The organism is Actinomadura geliboluensis, from assembly GCF_043197915.1.
GTDB lineage: Bacteria > Actinomycetota > Actinomycetes > Streptosporangiales > Streptosporangiaceae > Spirillospora > Spirillospora geliboluensis.
The window spans coordinates 1-19,534 of sequence record NZ_JBICUA010000024.1 but is presented as its reverse complement, the minus strand read 5'-3'; the positions used below and the strand labels follow the sequence as shown (position 1 = coordinate 19,534).

General features: G+C 70.8%; 18 protein-coding genes. 15 read left to right on the top strand and 3 right to left on the bottom strand.

Features of this window, described 5'->3' with window-relative positions; genetic code table 11:
* Positions 1–9 precede the first annotated feature (9 nt).
* The 12 genes from ACGFI1_RS43875 (at position 10) to ACGFI1_RS43820 (ending at position 15,335) form a co-directional block, all read left to right on the top strand.
* A complete protein-coding gene (locus tag ACGFI1_RS43875; RefSeq protein ID WP_386874828.1) occupies positions 10–1,146 on the top strand; it encodes a 50S ribosomal protein L11 methyltransferase in 1,137 nt (378 codons plus the stop codon).
* The gene (locus ACGFI1_RS43870; RefSeq protein ID WP_392793567.1) at positions 1,143–2,555 is read left to right on the top strand and encodes an iron-containing redox enzyme family protein; all 1,413 of its coding nucleotides are present in this window, start codon (positions 1,143–1,145) and stop codon (positions 2,553–2,555) included. The genes ACGFI1_RS43875 and ACGFI1_RS43870 overlap by 4 nt, the downstream gene beginning before the upstream one ends.
* A complete protein-coding gene (locus ACGFI1_RS43865) occupies positions 2,548–3,660 on the top strand; it encodes a hypothetical protein (protein ID WP_392793565.1) in 1,113 nt (370 codons plus the stop codon). The genes ACGFI1_RS43870 and ACGFI1_RS43865 overlap by 8 nt, the downstream gene beginning before the upstream one ends.
* A gap of 31 nt (positions 3,661–3,691) precedes the next feature.
* Positions 3,692–4,960, top strand: coding sequence for an ATP-grasp domain-containing protein (locus ACGFI1_RS43860; protein ID WP_392793563.1), 1,269 nt, complete (start codon positions 3,692–3,694; stop codon positions 4,958–4,960).
* Positions 4,957–6,216 carry an MFS transporter gene (locus tag ACGFI1_RS43855; protein ID WP_392793561.1) on the top strand — a complete coding sequence of 420 codons (1,260 nt, stop codon included), beginning with the start codon at positions 4,957–4,959 and terminating at the stop codon, positions 6,214–6,216. Before ACGFI1_RS43860 ends, ACGFI1_RS43855 begins: the two co-directional genes overlap by 4 nt.
* A 59-nt stretch (positions 6,217–6,275) precedes the next feature.
* A complete protein-coding gene (locus ACGFI1_RS43850; RefSeq protein ID WP_392793560.1) occupies positions 6,276–7,544 on the top strand; it encodes an ATP-grasp domain-containing protein in 1,269 nt (422 codons plus the stop codon).
* Complete coding sequence (locus ACGFI1_RS43845; RefSeq protein WP_392793559.1) at positions 7,541–8,827, top strand: hypothetical protein; 1,287 nt, start codon at positions 7,541–7,543, stop codon at positions 8,825–8,827. The genes ACGFI1_RS43850 and ACGFI1_RS43845 overlap by 4 nt, the downstream gene beginning before the upstream one ends.
* A gap of 185 nt (positions 8,828–9,012) precedes the next feature.
* Complete coding sequence (locus tag ACGFI1_RS43840; RefSeq protein ID WP_392793557.1) at positions 9,013–10,434, top strand: cytochrome ubiquinol oxidase subunit I; 1,422 nt, start codon at positions 9,013–9,015, stop codon at positions 10,432–10,434.
* 11 nt (positions 10,435–10,445) lie between these two features.
* Complete coding sequence (gene cydB, locus ACGFI1_RS43835; protein WP_387068834.1) at positions 10,446–11,465, top strand: cytochrome d ubiquinol oxidase subunit II; 1,020 nt, start codon at positions 10,446–10,448, stop codon at positions 11,463–11,465.
* A complete protein-coding gene (cydD, locus tag ACGFI1_RS43830) occupies positions 11,462–13,111 on the top strand; it encodes a thiol reductant ABC exporter subunit CydD (protein WP_171069064.1) in 1,650 nt (549 codons plus the stop codon). The genes cydB and cydD overlap by 4 nt, the downstream gene beginning before the upstream one ends.
* A 50-nt stretch (positions 13,112–13,161) precedes the next feature.
* Complete coding sequence (gene cydC, locus ACGFI1_RS43825; protein ID WP_392793556.1) at positions 13,162–14,904, top strand: thiol reductant ABC exporter subunit CydC; 1,743 nt, start codon at positions 13,162–13,164, stop codon at positions 14,902–14,904.
* Positions 14,905–15,110: 206 nt separating this feature from the next.
* Positions 15,111–15,335: a hypothetical protein gene (locus ACGFI1_RS43820; RefSeq protein WP_364552227.1), complete on the top strand. Its 225-nt coding sequence runs from the start codon at positions 15,111–15,113 to the stop codon at positions 15,333–15,335.
* On the opposite strand, the gene ACGFI1_RS43815 is transcribed toward ACGFI1_RS43820, so the two are convergent.
* Positions 15,336–15,572: a hypothetical protein gene (locus ACGFI1_RS43815; protein WP_387068830.1), complete on the bottom strand. Its 237-nt coding sequence runs from the start codon at positions 15,570–15,572 to the stop codon at positions 15,336–15,338.
* Between the two features lie 78 nt (positions 15,573–15,650).
* On the opposite strand from ACGFI1_RS43815, the gene ACGFI1_RS43810 reads away from it, so the two are divergent.
* Positions 15,651–16,721, top strand: a complete 1,071-nt coding sequence (locus ACGFI1_RS43810; RefSeq protein ID WP_392793555.1) for a hypothetical protein — start codon at positions 15,651–15,653, stop codon at positions 16,719–16,721.
* 285 nt (positions 16,722–17,006) lie between these two features.
* Here the strand turns inward: ACGFI1_RS43810 and ACGFI1_RS43805 are convergent, their stop codons facing one another.
* Complete coding sequence (locus ACGFI1_RS43805; protein ID WP_392793553.1) at positions 17,007–17,537, bottom strand: recombinase family protein; 531 nt, start codon at positions 17,535–17,537, stop codon at positions 17,007–17,009.
* Here ACGFI1_RS43805 and ACGFI1_RS43800 point away from each other — a divergent pair.
* Together ACGFI1_RS43800 and ACGFI1_RS43795 are read left to right on the top strand one after the other, a co-directional pair.
* Entirely contained in the window at positions 17,536–18,273 is a 738-nt protein-coding gene (locus tag ACGFI1_RS43800) for a VOC family protein (RefSeq protein ID WP_392793552.1), read from the top strand. The two genes, ACGFI1_RS43805 and ACGFI1_RS43800, sit on opposite strands and share 2 nt — an antisense overlap.
* 304 nt (positions 18,274–18,577) lie before the next feature.
* Complete coding sequence (locus ACGFI1_RS43795) at positions 18,578–18,973, top strand: hypothetical protein (RefSeq protein ID WP_392793551.1); 396 nt, start codon at positions 18,578–18,580, stop codon at positions 18,971–18,973.
* A gap of 210 nt (positions 18,974–19,183) precedes the next feature.
* On the opposite strand, the gene ACGFI1_RS43790 is transcribed toward ACGFI1_RS43795, so the two are convergent.
* Positions 19,184–19,339, bottom strand: a complete 156-nt coding sequence (locus tag ACGFI1_RS43790; RefSeq protein WP_392793550.1) for a hypothetical protein — start codon at positions 19,337–19,339, stop codon at positions 19,184–19,186.
* Positions 19,340–19,534 lie beyond the last annotated feature (195 nt).

The window sequence follows — 19,534 nt, the reverse complement described above, 5'->3', positions numbered from 1 at the left end:
GGCACCGTCGTGACGAGGACGCACGATTCGGACCCGGCCGCGCGCGGCCCGCAGGAGCGTACCGGGCTGGAGCTCGGCGCGTTCCTCGACTGGGGCCGCGACCTGCACCACCAGGGACGCTACGAGGACGCCGTCAAGGCGTTCGAGCTGATCCTCGGCGTGGACGACGGCAACGAGGAGGCCCTCATCGGCCGGAACCGGGCGGTGCGCCGCGCCGTCCCCCGCTGGCACTGGGAGATGCTGCACGACGAGGAGCGCGCCGAACTGTACGACCGGGCCATCCGGCAGGCGGTGGCGGCCGACCCGGACGCGCTGGTGCTGGACATCGGCGCCGGGTCGGGCCTGCTGGCCATGATGGCGGCGCGGGCCGGCGCCCGCCAGGTCGTGGCGTGCGAGGGGCAGCCGTCCGTCGCCGAGACCGCGGCGCGGGTGGTCCGCGCGGCCGGGTACGACGACGCGGTCACCGTCGTCTCGAAGATGTCGACCCGGATGAGCGTCCCGGCGGACCTGCCCCGGCGCGCCGGCCTGCTCGTCACCGAGATCGTCGACTGCGGGCTGCTCGGCGAGGGCATCCTCGGCACGATCGCGCACGCCCGCGAGCACCTGCTCACCCCGGACGCGACGATCATGCCGTCGCGGGGCCGGATCGTCGCGCAGCTCGTCGAGAGCGAGGCGCTGCACCGCAAGAACCACGTGGGCAAGCTGTACGGCTTCGACCTGGCGCCGTTCAACCGGCTGTCGACGCTGGAGTACTTCGACTCGCGGCTGCACCGGCACGAGCACCGCGTCCTGTCCGAGCCGGTGACGGTGTTCGACTTCGACTTCCGCACCGCCGACGCCCGCCCGCGGCGCACCGGGCTCCGGATCCACCCGACGGCGGCGGGGACGCTGCACGCGGTCGTGTTCTGGTTCGAGATGGAGCTGCTGCCGGGGATCACGGTGGGGAACCCGCCGGGCCGCGACTCGCACTGGAAGCAGGCGATCCAGTGCCTGCCGGCCCCGCCGCGCGTCCAGCCGGGCGAGCCCGTGGTGCTGGACGCGGCGCACGACGGCGAGTGCGTGCGCTTCGAGGTCGCCGCCGACACGCCCGCCGGGGAGCCGGCCGGCCGTCCGCTCGCCCACGCCGAGTTCGAGGTGGTGTCATGACCGCGGCCACGACGGACGCCCTCGCGGCGTACTGCGCGCAGCGCATCTTCCGGCCCGGACCGGAGGTCTACATCGAGGGCAACCCGTACCGGCGGCCGGTCGGCCCGCCGGACGTCGCGGCCCTCGACTTCTCCGTCCCCGCGACCGAGGCCGGGTTCCTCGGCCGCGGCCAGCTCATCGCCGGGCGGCTGCTGTGCAACGCCTACGAGAGCGACATGATCCTGCTGCCCGCCGCCGGGCTGGCCTCCGCCAAGGACGACTTCGACCTGTTCTACGGCGACGAGGTGCGGCGGTTGCGCGACAGCGTCCGCCCGGACCTGGAGCGATACGCCTTCTCCTTCCTGGACGACGCCGTGAAGGTCCCGCCCGTCCGGACGCTCGACGAGCTCCAGGAGTACTTCCTCGCCGAGGTCGGCGGGGCCGGCGCGCCCGCCGACGCGTCCGGGGTCAACCCGGCGGTGGACGCCGCCGCGCCGATGACCGGCACCATGCGCGCCATCACCGAGTGCCGGCACCCCGAGGAGGCGGCGTCGCTGCACCTGATCCAGCTCGCGCTGGACGCGCTGACCGAGGCGTCCGCGATGGCGCGGAACCTGGGCGGCTCCTACGGCGTCGAGCAGTCCGAACTCTTCAAGATCTTCAACGACGAGTTCGGGTACGGCCTCTACGGCGCGAAGCACAGCACGATCTTCAAGGAGATGCTGGCCAGCGTCGGGTTGCGCACCGACCTGCACGCCTACTGGAACTTCTACCTCACCAGCTCGCTGATCGGGGTCAACTACTTCAACTGGCTCACCGAGGACCACCGCGGGCTGTTCCGCTACATGGCCGCGGTGACGTACCTGGAGTGGCTGTTCGCGCAGGGGTTCGCCGACACCGGCCGGATGCTCCGCGCCGTCTACGGCGACCGGGTGGACGCCAAGTACTGCGACGAGCACGCCCACATCGACGTCCACCACGGGCGGATGACCTACGAGAACCTGCTGCTCGGGCTGGCCCGCACCCACGGCGAGCTGGTGATCCCCGAACTGGTGCGCGGCATCGAGGACACCAAGCTCCTGCTGCGCCTCGGCGACGAGGACTTCCGCGCCCAGATCGCCTGGGCCGACACCCTGGACGAGCACACCGAGGCCGGCGCGGCGCTGGCGTCCGCCGCGCTGGACGACGCCGTCACCACCACACTGCGCCCGGACAGCCCGTTCTGCACCGACGTGTACGAGTCCGACCGCCTCGTCGAGATCACGAGCGGCGACGTGGACGTGTACGCGTGGGCGACCGACCGCCCCCACCGGCTCGGGGCGGGCGACGTCCTGCTGGTGCCGCGGAGCCGGCTGCACGGCTTGAAGGCCGCCTCCCCGGAGGCGCGCGTGACCGTACGGACCATCGAAAGGACCTCCCGCGATGACTGAGAGCCCCACGCCCTCCGCGAGCCCGGTCGGCTCCTACAACGAGTGGGACCCGCTCGAAGAGGTGATCGTCGGCGTCATCGACGGCGCCGCCGTCCCGCCGTGGCATCCGGCGATCGAGGCGACCGTCCCGCCCGAGGCGTGGGACTTCTACCGGCGCAACGGGGGCGGCGGGTTCCCGCCCGACCAGGTCGAGGCGGCCCGCGAGGAGCTCGACGGGTTCGTCGCCGTCCTGGAGGCCGAGGGGGTGACGGTCCGGCGGCCCGACCCGGTCGACCAGTCCCGCCCGTTCGGCACGGCCGACTGGTCGTCCACCGGCGGGTCGTCGCACACCTTCCCCCGCGACATCGCGCTCGTCGCCGGCGACCAGATCGTCGAGGCGACGATGGGCTGGCGCTCGTACTACTTCGCGACCCACCCGTTCCGGACCATCTTCAAGGACTACTTCCGGCGCGGCGCGCGCTGGGTCGCCGCCCCGAAGCCGCAGCTCACCGACGCGTCCTACAACCCCGGCTACGCGGCGGCCAAGCCGGACACCCCGTCGCCCGACGACCCGTTCCCGGACGCGACGTCCGTCATCACCGAGTTCGAGCCGATCGTGGACGCGGGCGACTTCATGCGGTTCGGCCGCGACATCCTCGTCCAGCGCAGCCACGTCACCAACCGGTTCGGCATCGAGTGGACGCGCCGGCTGCTCGGCGACGAGTTCCGGGTGCACGAGGTCGCGTTCATCGACGACCACCCGATGCACCTCAACGCGACGTTCGTCCCGCTGCGGCCGGGCCGGGTGCTGATCAACCCGGAGCGGGTGCGGGAGCTGCCGGAGATGTTCGCCGGCTGGGACACCGTGGTCTGCCCCGAGCCGGCCATCCCCGCCGACCAGACCATGTACTTCTGCAGCCGCTGGATCGCGATGAACACGCTGATGCTCGACCAGGAGCGGATCTTCGTCGAGGCGGGCGAGACCGAGCTGCTGCGGGTGCTGGAGAAGGAGGGCTTCACGCCCATCCCCGTCCCGTTCCGCACGGTCAACACCTTCGGCGGCGGCTTCCACTGCGCCACCCTCGACATCCGCCGCCGCGGCGGGCTCGAGGACTACTTCTCCTGATCCCGCCCCGACGCTCCTGAACGAGGTCCCCATGCCGCACAATCCGCCGGCGGGCGACGACCGCCCGCTCCTCCTGCTGGTCGCGAGCAGCTACTGGGTCTACCGGCAGTACATCCTGGAGTCGGTGTCGGCGCGGTACCGGCTCTGGCTGCTGAACCCGACCCCCGCCACCTGGGAGGACCCCTACATCGTCGGCCACACCGTCGTCGACTGCCTCGACCTGGAGAAGCTGACGGCCGCGGCCCGCGAGGTCGCCCGCGACCACGACGTCGCCGGGGTCTTCTGCTACGACGAGGTCTACATCGAGACGTCCGCGCACCTCAGCGCCGCGCTCGGGTTCCCCGCCCTGGATCCGGGGGCGGTGGCGCGGTGCCGCGACAAGTCCGCCGCCCGCGCCGCGCTGCGGGACGCGGGGCTGCCGCAGCCCGCGTCGCGCGCCGTGTCGTCCCTGGAGCAGGCCCGCGCGTTCGCCGCCGAGGTCGGCTACCCGCTGATCGTGAAACCGCGGAACCTGGGCGGCAGCCTCGGCCTCAGCAAGGCCGAGGGGCCGGACGACCTGGACGCGGCGTTCGCCCTCGCCGACGGGACGCGGATGGGCGGCATCCGCCAGTTCGACGACTACGTGATCGTCGAGGAGTTCCTGGAGGGGCCGGAGGTCTCCGTCGAGTGCGTCCTGTTCCAGGGCGAGTGCACGCCGCTGATCGTGGCGCGCAAGGTGCTCGGCGGCAGCGGCGACCTGGCGTTCGAGGAGATCGGCCACGACGTCGACGCGAACGACCCGCTGCTGTCCGACCCCGAGTTCCGCGACACGCTGTCCCGCGCCCACGCCGCCGCCGGGTTCACCGACGGCTTCACCCACATCGAGTTCAAGCTGACCCCGGACGGCGCGCGGCACGTCATCGAGATCAACGCGCGGCTGGGCGGCGGGATGATCCCGCATCTGGGGCAGCTGACCTCCGGCGTGGACGCCCCGCTCGCGGCGGCGGACGTGGTGGCCGGGCGTGCCCCGGCCGTCTCGTTCCCCGAGCCGCGGCGCGCCGCCTCGATCAGGTTCGCCTACCCGGCCTACGACATGGAGGTCACCACGGCCACCGCGCACCGCGAGCTGATGCGCCCGCCGCTGGTGGAGCTCGCCGTCGGGGTGGAGCCGGGCACCCGGGTCCGGCGCCCACCGCACGGGCTCGCCCGCATCGGCTACGTGATCGCGGTCGGCGCGACCCTGGAGGAGACCGCCGCCGCGATCGGCGACGCGGGCCGGTTCTTCACCTTCGAGGGGACCAGGCTGGAGCCCGCGCCGTGAGCGACGCCGAGCACCCGACCGTCCTCGCCACGCTGCGGGAGATGAACGGGACCGTCCGGATCCTGATCATCGGCACCCTGATCAGCAACCTGGCCACGTTCCTGAACGCGTTCCTGGTGCTGTTCCTCACCGACGAGGGGTTCACCGCCTGGGAGAGCGGCATCGTGCTGACCGCGCTGATGGTCGGCCGGATCTCCGGCTCCGCGGTCGGCGGCGCCGTCGCCGACCGGATCGGCTACCGCGCGGTGATCGTCGGCTCGATGGCCGGGACGGCCGTCCTCACGGCGGCCCTCGTGCACGTCCCGGAGGTGTGGACCGCGTCCGCCGTCGCGGCCGGGGCCGGGCTGACGGCGCAGGCGTACCGCCCCGCCTCGATGGCGTGGATCGTGGAGCTGACGCCGAAGAACCAGCAGGTGATGGTCTTCTCGGTGCTGCGGCTGACGTTCAACGTCGGTTCGACGGTCGGCCCGATGGGCGCCGCGCTGCTGCTGACGTACGCCTCCTACGGCGCCCTGTTCTACGTGGACGCGGCGACGTCGCTGGCCTTCGGCGTCGTCGCCTACGCGGCGCTGCGGTCCAACGCCGAACCGGAGGCCGCGGGCGGGGCGTCCGACGGCAGGCGCGCCGGGTACGGGCAGGTGCTGGCCGACCGGCGGTTCATGCTCGTCGTCGTCGGCCTGTTCTTCACGGCGGTGGCCTACATCCAGGCGTCGGCCGCGCTGCCGCTGTTCGTGACGGGCTCGGGCCACGACGAGCGGGTGTACGCGACCCTGCTGACGGTCAACGGCGCCATCGTCATCGCGTTCGAGGTGCTGCTGTCCAAGTGGCTCCAGCGGCTGCCGATCGGGCTGCCGATGACGATCGGCATGGCCGTCCTCGGCGCCGGCCACCTGCTCTACACCGGGCCGACGCCGCTCGCGCTGCTCCTGCTCGCGACCGTCGTGTGGACGTTCGGCGAGGTCATCGCGGCGCCGTCGATGATGGCCTACCCCGGTCTCGTCGCGCCGCCGGAGCTGCGCGCCCACTACATCGCCGCGGCGACGATCCCGCAGCAGGTCGGCTACGCCGTCGGCCCGATGATCGGGATCGCCGCGTGGCACGCCTGGGGCTCGGGGGTGTGGGCGCTGACGGGGACGTTCGGGCTCCTCGCCGCCGTGCTCGTCGCGGCCGGCGCGAAGTTCGGGCGCCGGCGTCCGCCGGAGGGGCCGGACGAACCGGAGCTGGCGACCGCCGGCACGGCGGAGGGCGGTGACTGACGGACGTCCAGCGGCCGACCGCACAACTCAACGGATCAACCAGAGACAAGGTGAACATCATGGACAGACCAGTCGTGGCGGTAGTGCGGCCCTTCACCTCGGCGGCGATGGTCGCTCCCGCGCTGCGCGAGGCGGGGTTCAGCCCGGTGGCCGTGATGGACTACACGGGCCCTTCGCTGGCCCCGCTGCACTCCTCGCACAATCCGGGCGACTACGACGCCATCATCAACCACCACGGCGACATGGCGGAGACGGTCGCGCGGCTCGGCGCGCTGAAGCCGATCGCGGTCATCCCCGGCGTCGAGGCGGCGCTGCGGCTGGCGCAGGAGTGCTCGGACGCGCTCGCGCCCGCGTTCTCCAACGATCCCGAGCTGGTCGACGCCCGGCGCCACAAGTACCGGATGCACCAGGAGCTCGCGAAGGCGGGGCTGCCGATCCCCCGCCAGGTGTCCACGGCCGACCCGGAGGAGGTCGCCGCCTGGATCGAGCGGGAGGGGCTCGCCGGCCGGGACCTCGTCGTCAAGCCGCCGACCAGCGCCGGCACCGTCGGGGTCAGCCGCGCGCCCGGCGGGGAGGGGTGGCGCGAGCTGTTCACCGCGATGCTCGGCACCCGGGACAAACTGGACGTGCTGGCCGAGGAGGTGCTCGTCCAGGAGATGATGACGGGCACCGAGTTCGCCATCGACACCGTCAGCCACGACGGCCGCCACTCGATCACCGACATGATCAAGTACAAGCGGGTGCCGTTCGGCGAGGGCATCGCGGTGTACGACAGCGTCGAGTGGCTGCCCTACGACACCGACGTCTACGGCGAGCTGATCGACTACGGGCTCGCCGCCCTGGACGCGGTGGGGCTGCGCAACTGGGCGGCGCACACCGAGATCATGATGACTCCGGACGGGCCCCGGCTGCTGGAGGTCAACGCGCGGCTGGCCGGCGCCGGGAACCCGGCGGTGACGGAGATCGCGACGGGGGAGAGCCAGGTCACCCGGATCGTGGACGTGTGCCGCGGCCTCGGCCCGCAGCTGCCGCCCGGCTACACGCTGCGGCGCAACGTGATGGCGGTCTTCCTGATGTCGCACTCGACCGGGATCGTGCGCAACGCCGAGATCTACGACCAGGCCCGCGACCTGCCGAGCTACCACTCGCCGGTGCACCTCGTCACCACCGGCGACCACGTGGACGCCAGCACCGACCTGTTCGCCAGCATGACGATGGGCTACATCATCCTCGCGCACGAGGACTCGGAGCAGATCTACGCCGACCGCGAGGCCATCCGCAAGATCGAGCGGGATCTCGTCGTCGACCCGGTGGAGCGCTCCTCGTGAAGGTGACCCGCGCGTACCTGGACGCCTGCGAGGACGGCCCCCTCCACGACGTCGTCTCCAAGGTCGACCTGCCGCCGCAGTTCGGCGCGGCCTGGGGGAAGTACCTGGGGACCCGTCCCCTCTTCGCCCCCGAGGACCGCACGCGGCAGGCCGCCGACGACCTCGCCGGGCTGTTCCGGCTGATGGCGTCGCTGCCGGAGCGCCTGTTCGACGGCGACCGCCGCCGGTTCTGCGCGGCGATCGGCGCGGACGCGCGCCGGACCGCCCTCATGACCCAGTTCGAGGGGGAGCCGGTCCTGTACGGGCGCGCCGACCTCTACGACGACGGGTCCCGGTTCCGGCTCCTGGAGTTCAACCTCGGCAGCGAGCTGGGCGGCGTCGACATCAGCGAGGTCAACCGCGCCCTGCTCGCCCACGAGGGGTTCGCGGAGTTCGCCGGCGAGCACGGGCTCGGCACCGTCGACACCCCGGCCGCCATCGCGCGCCAGTTCGTCCGGGCGACGGGGAAGGAGGCGCCCGTCGTCGCGACGCTGGAGGCGATCGGCGGCATGGCGGCGTACGACTCCCTCCACCGCTCCTTCCAGGAGACCATGAAGCGGTACGGCATCGAACTGCTTCTGGGCGAGCTCGGCCAGGTGGAGGACAGGGGCGGACGGCTGTACCTGCACGGCCGCCAGATCGACCTCGTCCTGCGCTACTTCTCCGCCAACCAGATCGCCCGGGACCCGCGCAACGACGAGCCCGCCGAAACCGTCATGCGCGCCTACGCGGACGGCCACGTCGTCCTCTGGACCCCCATGACGGCGTCCATGTTCTCCTACAAGAGCTGCATGGCCCTGGTCTCCGATCCCGAGGCGCGCGCCGAGTTCACCGCGGAGGAGAACGCCCTGGTCGACCGGATCCTGCCGTGGACGCGGACCCTCACCCCGGAGCTGGCCGACCAGGTCCGCGCCGACCGCGAGCACCTGATCCTCAAGCCGTTCGCGGGGCTGTCGGGCCAGGGCATCCACGCGGGCTGGGACGAGACCGACCGGGAATGGGCCGAGACGGTCGCCGCGTGCCTGAAGGGGGACTACATCGTCCAGCGCCGGGTCGTCCCGGTGCAGGAGCCGATGCTGAACGCGGAGACCGGCGCGGTCGAGGACTGGCTGAGCGTCTGGGGGCTGTTCGTCTTCCCGGACGGCTACGGCGGCGCGTTCTGCCGGGCCGTCCCGTCCGGTGCGGGGTCCGTCGTCAACCTGGGCGCGCCCGGCGCGAGGGTGACCTCGGCCTTCCACTACTGAGACGGCGGGCCCGGCCGATGACGCGCGGCGAGACCCGTCCGGGACGGCGCTCCTGGACGGGTCCCCGGGCCGTCCTTCCCATGTGAGGGACGTAACGACATGCCGTAGTACTACAGCCCGTAGTATGTCTGACGGGAAGTAGTACTACGGCTTGTAGTAGAAGCCCGGGAGAGGCATCACGCGCCATGGACTCGGTCGACATCGCACGGTGGCAGTTCGGGATCACCACCGTCTACCACTTCTTCTTCGTCCCGCTGACGATCGGGCTGTCCGCGCTCGTCGCCATCCTGGAAACGGCCTGGCTGCGCACGGGCAAGACGAAATACCTGCGCGCCACCAAGTTCTGGGGCAAGCTCTTCCTGATCAATTTCGCGATGGGGATCGTCACCGGCATCGTGCAGGAGTTCCAGTTCGGGATGAACTGGAGTGACTACTCCCGCTTCGTCGGAGACATCTTCGGTGCGCCGCTCGCCATCGAGGGCCTGCTCGCCTTCTTCGTCGAGTCGACCTTCCTCGGCCTGTGGATCTTCGGCTGGGACCGGCTGAACGCCAAGCTTCACAACGCCTGCATCTGGATCGTCCACGTCGGGACGCTGCTGTCGGCGTACTTCATCCTCTCCGCGAACTCGTGGATGCAGCACCCCGTCGGCTACCGCATCGACGAGGAGTCCGGACGGGCCGTCCTCACCGACTTCTGGGCCGTCCTCACCAACTCGACGCAGCTCGTCGCGTTCCCGCACACGATCACGGCGGCGTTCGTCACCGGCGGCATGTTCATGGCCGGCGTCAGCGCCTGGCACCTCGCCCGCCGCAAGAACACCGAGGTCTTCCGGCCGTCGCTGAAGCTCGCCCTCGTCGTCACGGCCATCGCCTCGATCGGCGTCGCCATCACCGGCGACTTCCAGGGCAAGGTCATGACCGATCAGCAGCCGATGAAGATGGCCGCCGCCGAGGCCCTCTACGAGACCGAGCAGCCCGCGTCGTTCTCCGTCATCACCATCGGCACGCTCGACGGGAATGAGGAGATCTTCGGGATCAAGGTCCCGCGCGTCCTGTCGTTCCTCGCCACCGGCACCTTCGACGGCGAGGTCAAGGGCATCAACGACGTCCAGGCCGCCGAGGAGGCCCGCTACGGGCCCGGCGACTACCGGCCGAACATCCCGATCGCCTACTGGAACTTCCGGATCATGGTCGGGGTCGGCATGCTCACCGCGCTGGTCTCGCTGGCCGGGCTGTGGCTGCTGCGGCGCGGGCGGCTGCCGTCCAACCCGTGGGTGTACCGGATCGGCGTGCTGTCGCTGACCCTCCCCTTCATCGGCAACTCCGCCGGCTGGATCTTCACCGAGATGGGCCGCCAGCCCTGGTCGGTGTTCGGGGTGCTGAAGACGAGCGCGAGCGTCTCGCCCGGCGTGTCGCCGACGTCCATGCTCATCTCCGTCGTCTCGCTGACCGCGCTGTACGCCGTCCTCATGGTCATCGAGGCCGGGCTGATGCTCAAGTACGCCAAGGCCGGGCCGCCGTCGGAGGACGAGGTGCTGCCCCCGCCGCCGTCCGACGACGACGACTCCGACCCCGACGCCGAGCGCTCGCTCGCGTTCGCCTACTGAGGGAGCCGGCCATGGAACTCACCACCGTCTGGTTCATCATCATCGCCTTCCTGTGGACGAGCTACTTCTTCCTGGAGGGGTTCGACTTCGGCGTCGGGATGCTGCTGCCCGCCCTCGGCCGCGACGACACCGAGCGCCGCGTCGTCATCAACACCATCGGACCCGTCTGGGACGGCAACGAGGTGTGGTTCATCGTCGCCGGCGCCGCCATGTTCGCCGCGTTCCCCGAGTGGTACGCCACCCTGTTCAGCGGCTTCTACCTGCCGCTGCTGCTGATCCTGCTGGCGCTGATCATCCGCGGCGTCGCGTTCGAGTACCGCGGCAAGAAGGACGACGCGCGGTGGCGGTCCCGCTGGGACAAGGCGATCTTCTGGGGCAGCCTCGTGCCCGCGTTCCTGTGGGGCGTCGCGTTCGCGAACATCGTCCGGGGCGTGCCGCTGGACGCCGACCACGAGTACGTCGGGACGCTCGCCGACCTGCTGAACCCGTACGCGCTGCTCGGCGGGCTCACCACGACGATCCTGTTCGTCCTGCACGGGGCGGTGTTCCTGGCGCTGAAGACGTCCGGGAGCATCCGCTACCGGGCGCGGCGCATCGCCGAACTCGCGGTCGTCGCCGCCATCGTCACCGGCGGCGCCTTCCTGCTGATCACGCAGGTGCAGCACGGCAAGCCGGTGACCTGGCTGACCGCCGCGGGCGCCGCCGCCGCGCTGGTGCTCGCCGCCCTCGCCAACCGGGCCGGACGCGAGGGCTGGGCGTTCATCGGCACCGGCGCCGCGATCGTGCTCGCCGTCGCGACCCTGTTCACCGCGCTGTTCCCGGACGTCATGCCGTCCACGCTGGAGTCCGGCGGCCTGACCACCGAGAACGCCGCATCGACCGGCTACACCCTGAAGATCATGACCTGGGTCGCGGTGGTGTTCACCCCGATCGTGATGATCTACCAGGGATGGACGTACTGGGTGTTCCGCAAGCGGATCGGCACGTCCAACATCCCCGCCGCGCCCAAGAAGCCCGAGGCCGTGCGGTGAAACCCCTCGACCCCCGGCTGCTGAGATACGCCCGGACGACGCGGGTCTTCCTGCTGTCGTCCGTGGCGCTCGGCACCGCCACCGCCGGGCTGATCATCGCGCAGGCGACGCTGCTCGCCGACATGCTCGACGGCGCGTTCCTGCACGGCGCGGCCCTCGCCGACCTGCGGACGCCGCTGCTGCTCCTGCTGGCCGTCGTCCTCGGCCGGACGCTCGTCGCCTGGCTCCAGGAGGTCGCCGCGCACCGCTCGTCCGCCGCGGTCAAGTCGCAGCTGCGCGGACGGCTCCTCGCCCGCGCGGTCGGCCTCGGCCCGCGCTGGCTGTCCGGTGAGCGCAGCGGCGAGCTCGCCACCCTCGCCACCCGCGGGATCGACGCGCTCGACGACTACTTCTCCCGCTACCTGCCGCAGCTCGTGCTCGCGGTGATCGTCCCGGCCGCCGTCGGGTTCCGGATCCTGCTCGGCGACTGGCTGTCGGCCGTGACGATCGCGGCGACGCTGCCGCTCATCCCCGTCTTCGCGATCCTCGTCGGGCTCACCACCCAGAAGAAGATGGACCGGCAGTGGCGGACCCTGTCCGTCCTCGCCGCCCACTTCCTCGACGTCGTCGCCGGGCTGCCCACGCTGAAGATCTTCGGCCGGGCGCGGGCGCAGGCGGACCGGATCCGCGAGGTCACCGACCGGCACCGGCGCGCCACCATGTCCACGCTGCGGATCGCGTTCCTGTCGGCGCTCGTCCTGGAACTGCTGTCCACGCTGTCGGTCGCGCTCGTCGCCGTCTCGATCGGGCTGCGGCTCGTCGAGGGCGGGCTCGGGCTGGAGACCGCGCTGCTCGTGCTGATCCTCGCGCCGGAGGCGTACCTCCCGCTGCGGCAGGTCGGCGCGCAGTACCACGCGAGCGTCGAGGGCCTCACCGCCGCCGCCCGCGTCTTCGAGGTGCTGGAGACGCCGCTGCCCGCCACCGGCGACCGGACCGACGTCCCCGACCTCTCCCGCGCGACGCTCCGGCTGGAGGGCGTCACGGTCGCCTACGACCGGGGGCCCGCGCTCTCGGACTTCTCGCTGACCGTCCACCCCGGGGAGACCGTCGCCCTCGTCGGGCCGAGCGGCGCCGGGAAGTCGACCGTGCTGTCGGTGCTGCTCGGGTTCGTCCAGCCCGACTCCGGCCGCGTCCTGGCCGACTGGGACGACCTCGCCGAGTTCTCCCCGGACGCCTGGCGCGCCCAGATCGCCTGGGTCCCGCAGCGTCCGCACCTGTTCGCCGGGACGGTCGCCGAGAACATCCGGCTGGGCCGCCCGTCGGCGTCCATGGCGTCGGTGCGGGCCGCCGCCGAGGCCGCGAACGCGCTGGAGTTCATCGAGGCCCTCCCCGCGGGCTTCGACACCCCGCTCGGCGAGCGCGGCGCCGGGCTGTCCGCCGGCCAGCGGCAGCGCCTCGCCCTGGCCCGCGCCTTCCTCCGCGACGCGCCGCTCCTGCTGCTGGACGAGCCGACCTCGAACCTGGACGTGGAGAGCGAGGCCGCGGTCATCGACGCCGTCGAGCGCCTGAAGGCCGGCCGCACCGTCCTACTCGTCGCGCACCGGCCGGCCCTGACCACCCTGGCCGACCGCGTGATCACTCTCGCCCCCACGGCGGTGACGGCATGACCCCTGTGGCGCATGATTCACGTGAAACCTCGCGGCGGAGAGGAGGCGGCATGATCCTGCGGCTCATCGAGTTCGCCCGCCCTGCCAGGGGACGGCTCCTCCTCGCCGTCCTGTTCGGCGCCATCGCGCTCGGCAGCGGAGTCGCCCTGATGGCGACCTCCGCGTGGCTCATCTCCCGCGCGGCGCAGCACCCGCCCGTCCTGATGCTGATGGTCGCCATCGTGGCCGTCCGCGCGTTCGGGCTGGGACGCGGCGTGTTCCGGTACCTCGAACGTCTCATCGGGCATGACGCGACGTTCCGCATCCTGGCCGACCTGCGCGCGCGCGTGTACGAACGGCTGGAGCGGCTCGCGCCCGGCGGGCTGCCCGCGTTCCGCAGCGGCGACCTCCTGAACCGGCTCGTCGCAGACGTCGACGCCGTCCAGGACCTGTTCCTCCGCGTCCTGCTGCCGTGCACGGTCGCCGCCGTCGTCGGCGGGGCCTCGGTGGGGGTCGCCTGGGCGCTGCTGCCGTCCGCCGGCCTCATCCTCCTGGTCGCCCTGCTGGTCGCCGGAGTCGTCGCCCCCTGGCTGTCGTCCGTCATGGCGCGCCGGGCCGAACGCCGGACGACCGACCTGCGCGGCGAACTGACCTCCCACATCGTCGACACCCTCCAGGGCGCCCCCGAACTCATCGCCTACGGCGCGGCACCCGCCCAGCTCGCCGAGGCGGCCCGACTGGACCGCGACTTCACCCGCGCCACCGCCCGCTCCGCCGCCACCGCCGGCCTCGGCGCCGCCATCTCCGCGCTCGCCGCCGGCCTCGCGGTCTGGGCCACCCTCGCCGCCGGCGTCCCGGCCGTCCGCTCGGGCGCGCTCGACGGCGTGCTGCTCGCGGTGATCGTCCTGCTCCCGCTGGCCGCGTTCGAGGTCGTCGCGGGACTCCCGATGGCCGCCCAGTACCTGGAGCGCGTCCGCCGCTCCGCCGCACGGATCTTCGCCGTGCTGGACGCGGAACCGCCCGTCCAAGACCCGGCCGACCCCGCACCGCTCCCCGCGTCCCCCTACACGCTCAAGGTCGAGAACCTCCGAGCCCGGTGGACACCGACCGCGCCCTACGCCCTCGACGGCATCTCCCTAGACCTGACACCAGGCCGCCGTTGCGCGATCGTGGGACCGTCCGGCTCGGGCAAGACGACCCTTACCTCCGTCCTCCTGCGCTTCTTGGAGCCCGCTTCAGGCAAGGCAACTCTGAACGGCGTCGATCTAGGCGCGCTCAACAGCGACGACACCAGAACAGTCATCGGCCTATGCGCCCAGGACGCGCACCTGTTCGACTCCACCATCGGAGCCAACATCCGCCTGGCCCGCCCCGCGGCGACCGAGGCCGAGATACGCGACGCCCTACGCCGCGCCCGCATCCTCGACTGGGTCGACTCCCTGCCACAGGGGCTCGACACCTACGTCGGTGAGCACGGCGCTCAAGTCTCCGGTGGCCAGCGCCAGCGCATCGCCTTGGCCCGCGCCCTCCTCGCCGACTTCCCGATCCTCCTGCTCGACGAGCCCGCGGAACACCTGGACATCGCGACCGCCGACGAGCTCACCGCCGACCTCCTGACCGCCACCGAAGGCCGCACGACCCTCCTCGTCACCCACCGCCTCACCGGCCTGGACGCCGTCGACGAGATCATCGTCCTCGACGAGGGCCGCGTCGCCGACCGCGGAACCCACAGCGACCTCATCTCCCGCCCGGGCCTCTACCGCTCCCTCTGGAACCGCGAACGCACCCCGGCCAGGACGGCCCCAAGGGCCTGAAAGGAGATGCGAGCCCACAGCTGGTAGCAGGGGACGCGCAGCTGATCGACGCCGTCCAGGCGCACCGGCTCAATCCGCCAACCGCCCTGCGCCGGCCCGCGAGGAGGATCTGGCGGCAGGGCCGCCGGGAGGCCGAGGAGGAACTCTGCTCGGGGTTTGTGTAGGGCTCCATTGTTAGGCACGGCCGGGTGGGCGAGGGTAGGCGCATGTGGTGGTTCGTGCTTGGGTTCTTCGTCGTGCTGTTCGGCTTCGCGTTGGTCTTCGATTACCGTCTCCGTCGGCGAGGGCGACGGTTTCAAGGCGGTGCGGCGTTGACGCGGGAGATGCGTGAGAACCGTCGCGACATGCGTGCCTGGGACCGGGGCTCGCAAGGGCACGGTGGAGGGGATTTGTCCTGGACGGACGAGACCCGTCGTCGTCGCGGCAAGTGATCACCAGGTTCGGATGCGGCCTACGTGGAGGTTGCGGCTCGGTAGTAGGTGTCCGCGGTGGCGGCCGCCCCAGGAGCCGGGGCTGGGAACGTTGACGATGGTGTTGGACCAGCCGCCGGACGCGTTCCAGTAGATGTTGAACCAGTTCCGGGTGTCGCCCTTGTATTCGAGAATGTCGCTTTCCGGGGGCCAGATGTCGGCGCCCGTCAGCCAGAAAGCCGGCCAAGCGTCTTCCACGCCCACCACCGTCAGTCCCCGCCGAAGATTCCCAGGCGCCCCAGCGAAGCCGACCGCCCCTTGTGAAAGCATGCGGCTGTGACGCCCAATGCCACCCGTGAGGGAGCCGCCCGTCTCCTGGCCACCGCCGCCGCTTCCCTCGACCCCGCCTCGGCGGACGGCCCACGGGTACTGCACTGGCCGGGGCGCAGGCTGCTGGTGCAGCGCGGGGACACCGAACTGGCCGTCCGCGACCTGGACGAGGCGGGGGCGGAGACCCGCTTTCCCGCGCCGTGGCCTCGCCGGTACGGCTCAGTGGCGGTCTCTCCCGCCGGTGATGTCGCCGTTTTCGCCGGCGTGCACGCCTTGCGGGCCGTGGATACGACCGGCACCGTGCTGTGGGAGATCCGCCACGGTTGCTGGTCCGCCACCGTGTGCACGACGGCCCATGCCTCGTTCTCCGAGTACGCCGACGATTACCACCACGGCCACGCCGACAGCGGCTCGGCCGCCTTCTCCTCCGACGGCAAGGTCCTATGGGCTCACGTCCGCAGCCACATGGGGCAAGAAACCGAGGAGGAATGGCTGCTCCTCGACGCCGCCGACGGCTCGCTGCTGGCCCGGGTCCCGACGATGACCGTGGGATCGGGCTCCTTCCACTTTCCTCACCCCGATCCGGCGTACATGGGGCTGTCCATCGCGGAGGGCGAGGAGAGTTCGCCCGTGCTGTGGGGACGCTGGGATGGTACGCAGCTCACCGTCCAGCGATTCGTCGAGGAGGTCTTTCTCGCGGTGAGTCCGTCCGGGGAGCACTTCCTGACGACGGATACGGGGCAGTGGGCCCTCTATCTCCACCAGGCGGAAGACGGCACGGAACTGCGGCGACTGAACGCCCAGGATGCCGTGCCCCCTCCTCCGGGAGACGACCGTGTTCGCTGGGACTTCGAAGCGGCGTTCCCGTACGACGACATCGCCGTGGTCGGCACCGAGTACTACGCGGAGGTCCCCCGCCACTGGCTCGTCGACCCACGCACAATGGCCCTACGCGGATCAGTCGCCTACCCCTTCCCCGTCTCGGGGTCTCCCTTGTCGGCAGGAAAAGACGCCTGGTACACGGTCTCCAAGGATCAGACCGCTCTCCATCTCTGGGACCTCCCGCACCTGCAATGAGCCAACAGCCCGGGCCCGGCGCTCAAAGCTGCTCGTCCCCCCGAACGGTGGTTCGCGCCGGGACGGCTCTCCTCAACGCCGCCGAGCCTCTTCCCCGTGCTCGGGTTCACGTCCTGCGGTCCTTCCGGCTGTCCTGGCGAAGACGGACCTGAACCCGGGCGAGTAGACGTCGCGGCAACTACGACACAGCTTCGTGCGGTCCGACATCAGCTCTGCCGACCGGTGCGAAGGCCATGGACGACGTGTCCGTGTTCCCCATTCCGCCCAGAACACCTGGTCGTGCAGTCACCAGAAGGCCCATCGCGAGTGATCACGATGGCCCTTTGACCTGGTCCCGATCTCCTGACATGGGGGCGGGCACCTGAATGGCGCGGGGCCGCCCTTGGCTTCGGAGACGTCCTCGTAGAGCGTGGAGCGGCTGATGTTATTCAGCCGGGCGATCGAGGAGACGGATTCACCCGGGCGAGTGAGCAGGGCGCGGGCCGCGTCCAGGCCCTCGCGGGTGCCCTCCACGATGAGTTCGCGGACGAATTCGGCCAGGGCGGCGAAGACGTGGAAGACCAGGCGGCCGCCCGGCGTGGTGGCGTCGATCGCCTCGTGCAGGCTGCGGAACCCGACGCCGCACTCGCGGAGCCCGGCGACGATCGTGATCAGGTCCTGCAGGGAGCGGCTGAGGCGGTCCGGCGACGGCACCACGAGCGTGTCGCCGGGCCGGGCGCACTCCAGCCGAGCGAGCCGTCCAGCAGCGGGCCGACGGGGAGTTCGACGCGCTTGACCATGTGGTTCACTCCGTGACGGCCTTATGATCAGCGGCATGGCACTGCGACTCGTACAGGTGAACTTCAAGGCTGGGGACGACTCGGCCCTCGGCCAGTTCTGGGCAGAGGCGCTCGACTGGGACCTCTCCAGCGAGGGTCCCGGTGTCACCAACCTCGAGCCCAAGGGCTTCAAGTGGCCAGACCCCGCCGCCTTCTACATCGATTTCGTCGCCGTTCCGGACCCCGAAACGGTGAAGTACCGCGTGCACCTCGACCTCGCCACCACCTCCGAGGCGCACCAGGCGGAGATGGTCGCGCGCCTGAAGAAACTCGGCGCGACACCCGCGGACGTGGGCCAGGGCGACGTCCCGTGGACGGTACTGGCAGACCCGGAGGGCAACGTCTTCTGCGTGCTGGAGCCCCGCGAATCCACCCGGGACACCGGACCGATCGCCGCCGTAGTGGTCGACTGTGCGGACCCGCGTGCCATGGCCCAGTTCTGGGACGAGGCACTGAACTGGACGCTCCTCGAGGTGACCGACGACCACGCGGTACTGCGCTCGGCCGAGGGCACCGGCCCCTACCTGGAGTTCCTGCGCAAGCCCGACGAGAGGGCATGGTGGAACCGCATCCACGTCGACCTGTTCCCAGAGCCCATTGACGCCAAGGAAGCCGAGGTAGCCCGACTCCGCACGCTCGGTGCCACCGACATCGACCTGGGCCAGGGCAAAGTCCCGTGGACGGTCATGGCCGACACAGAAGGCAACGAATTCTGCGTCCTAGGCCGACACTGACCCCACACTCCCTTACGCCGTCGCCCGCCCGCCCCACCTCCAGCCGAGCGCTGAAGCGCGGCGGCGAGAAACCACCCGCGCCACGCCGCGCCCCTCATCTGCGTCATCGTGCCCCGCTCCCCATACGCTCCGAATCCTGGTACGTGGCGTCCACGGACACCTCGTACTCCCGAGCTGAGATAGGCCCTGGTTGGATCACCGTTCCGCTTCCTGGGTCCGTCGACGCCTGCGATCTCTGGCTTGGCTGGAGCTGCTCAACCTTCCGTTGCAGGCCACAGCCTGGTTCGGCGTTATCGGACTACCGATGACGGCGACGAACCTAACGGGCTTCGCGATGTTCGCGGCCCTCCTCCTGGTCGGGGCCGCATACTGGTCGGCCAAACTCCGGCAGCTCTCGACTCCCAGCAGGACCCTGCCCGGCGCTGGCGCCTTCGCGATAGCCCGCACCGCCATTGCGGTGCTCCTTGCTGTCGGGGTGTCATTCCTGGTCGCAAGAGTGGTCACCGTTCCGGGAGCGGGCAGCTGGCCGGGACTGGCCTTCGGCCTGTTCGCGGTGCTGGAGTACGTGAACTACTTCCACGTCCAACTCATGTACGACACCACCGAGGACCTCCGCTACCTACGCTCCCACGGCCTACGCCGCGCACACCTGTCCCGCGACCTCCACCTCGCCCGCAAATCACGCCAAGCACGCCCCTGAGCCGGCGTATCAGAAACGCGAATACATCACTGGCCCACGTACTCTGTGCAAGGCCCCCTCAAGCTGAGTTCCAACCTCAACTCTGGGCGTCATCCCTCTGGCCCGGGGAACATCTGCGGGCGCAAGTCGCCGAGGGCGCGTCCGCACTCGGCGCCCCGATGGCTCACAGGCGAACAGGCCATGCGCCACACGCGCCTCACGGGCCGCGCGTTACTTCCGGAAACCCGCCAGAGCCTTCCAAACCACGAACGCCCATAGCCCGGTGACTCCCAGCAGCGGAAGGAAGAACCAATACTCCCCGGCGAGCAGTGAGCCGAGAGTAGCCACAACCAAACCAAAGAGAAGCAGGACGTAGAGGGCGATCATGATCCATCCAGCCCATCCATGATCTCGGATATAGAGCCGATACAGGACGATCCAAGCGATCGTCCCTACGGGTTGAATGATCCACTGCAGAACACTCACAGTGAGCTGATTCCAACCTGAGTCCGCAGGTCACGGGGCGGTTGCGGACGGGTGACCGCCGCCCATAAGTAGCGAAGCTCCTGCTAGATGAGGTTG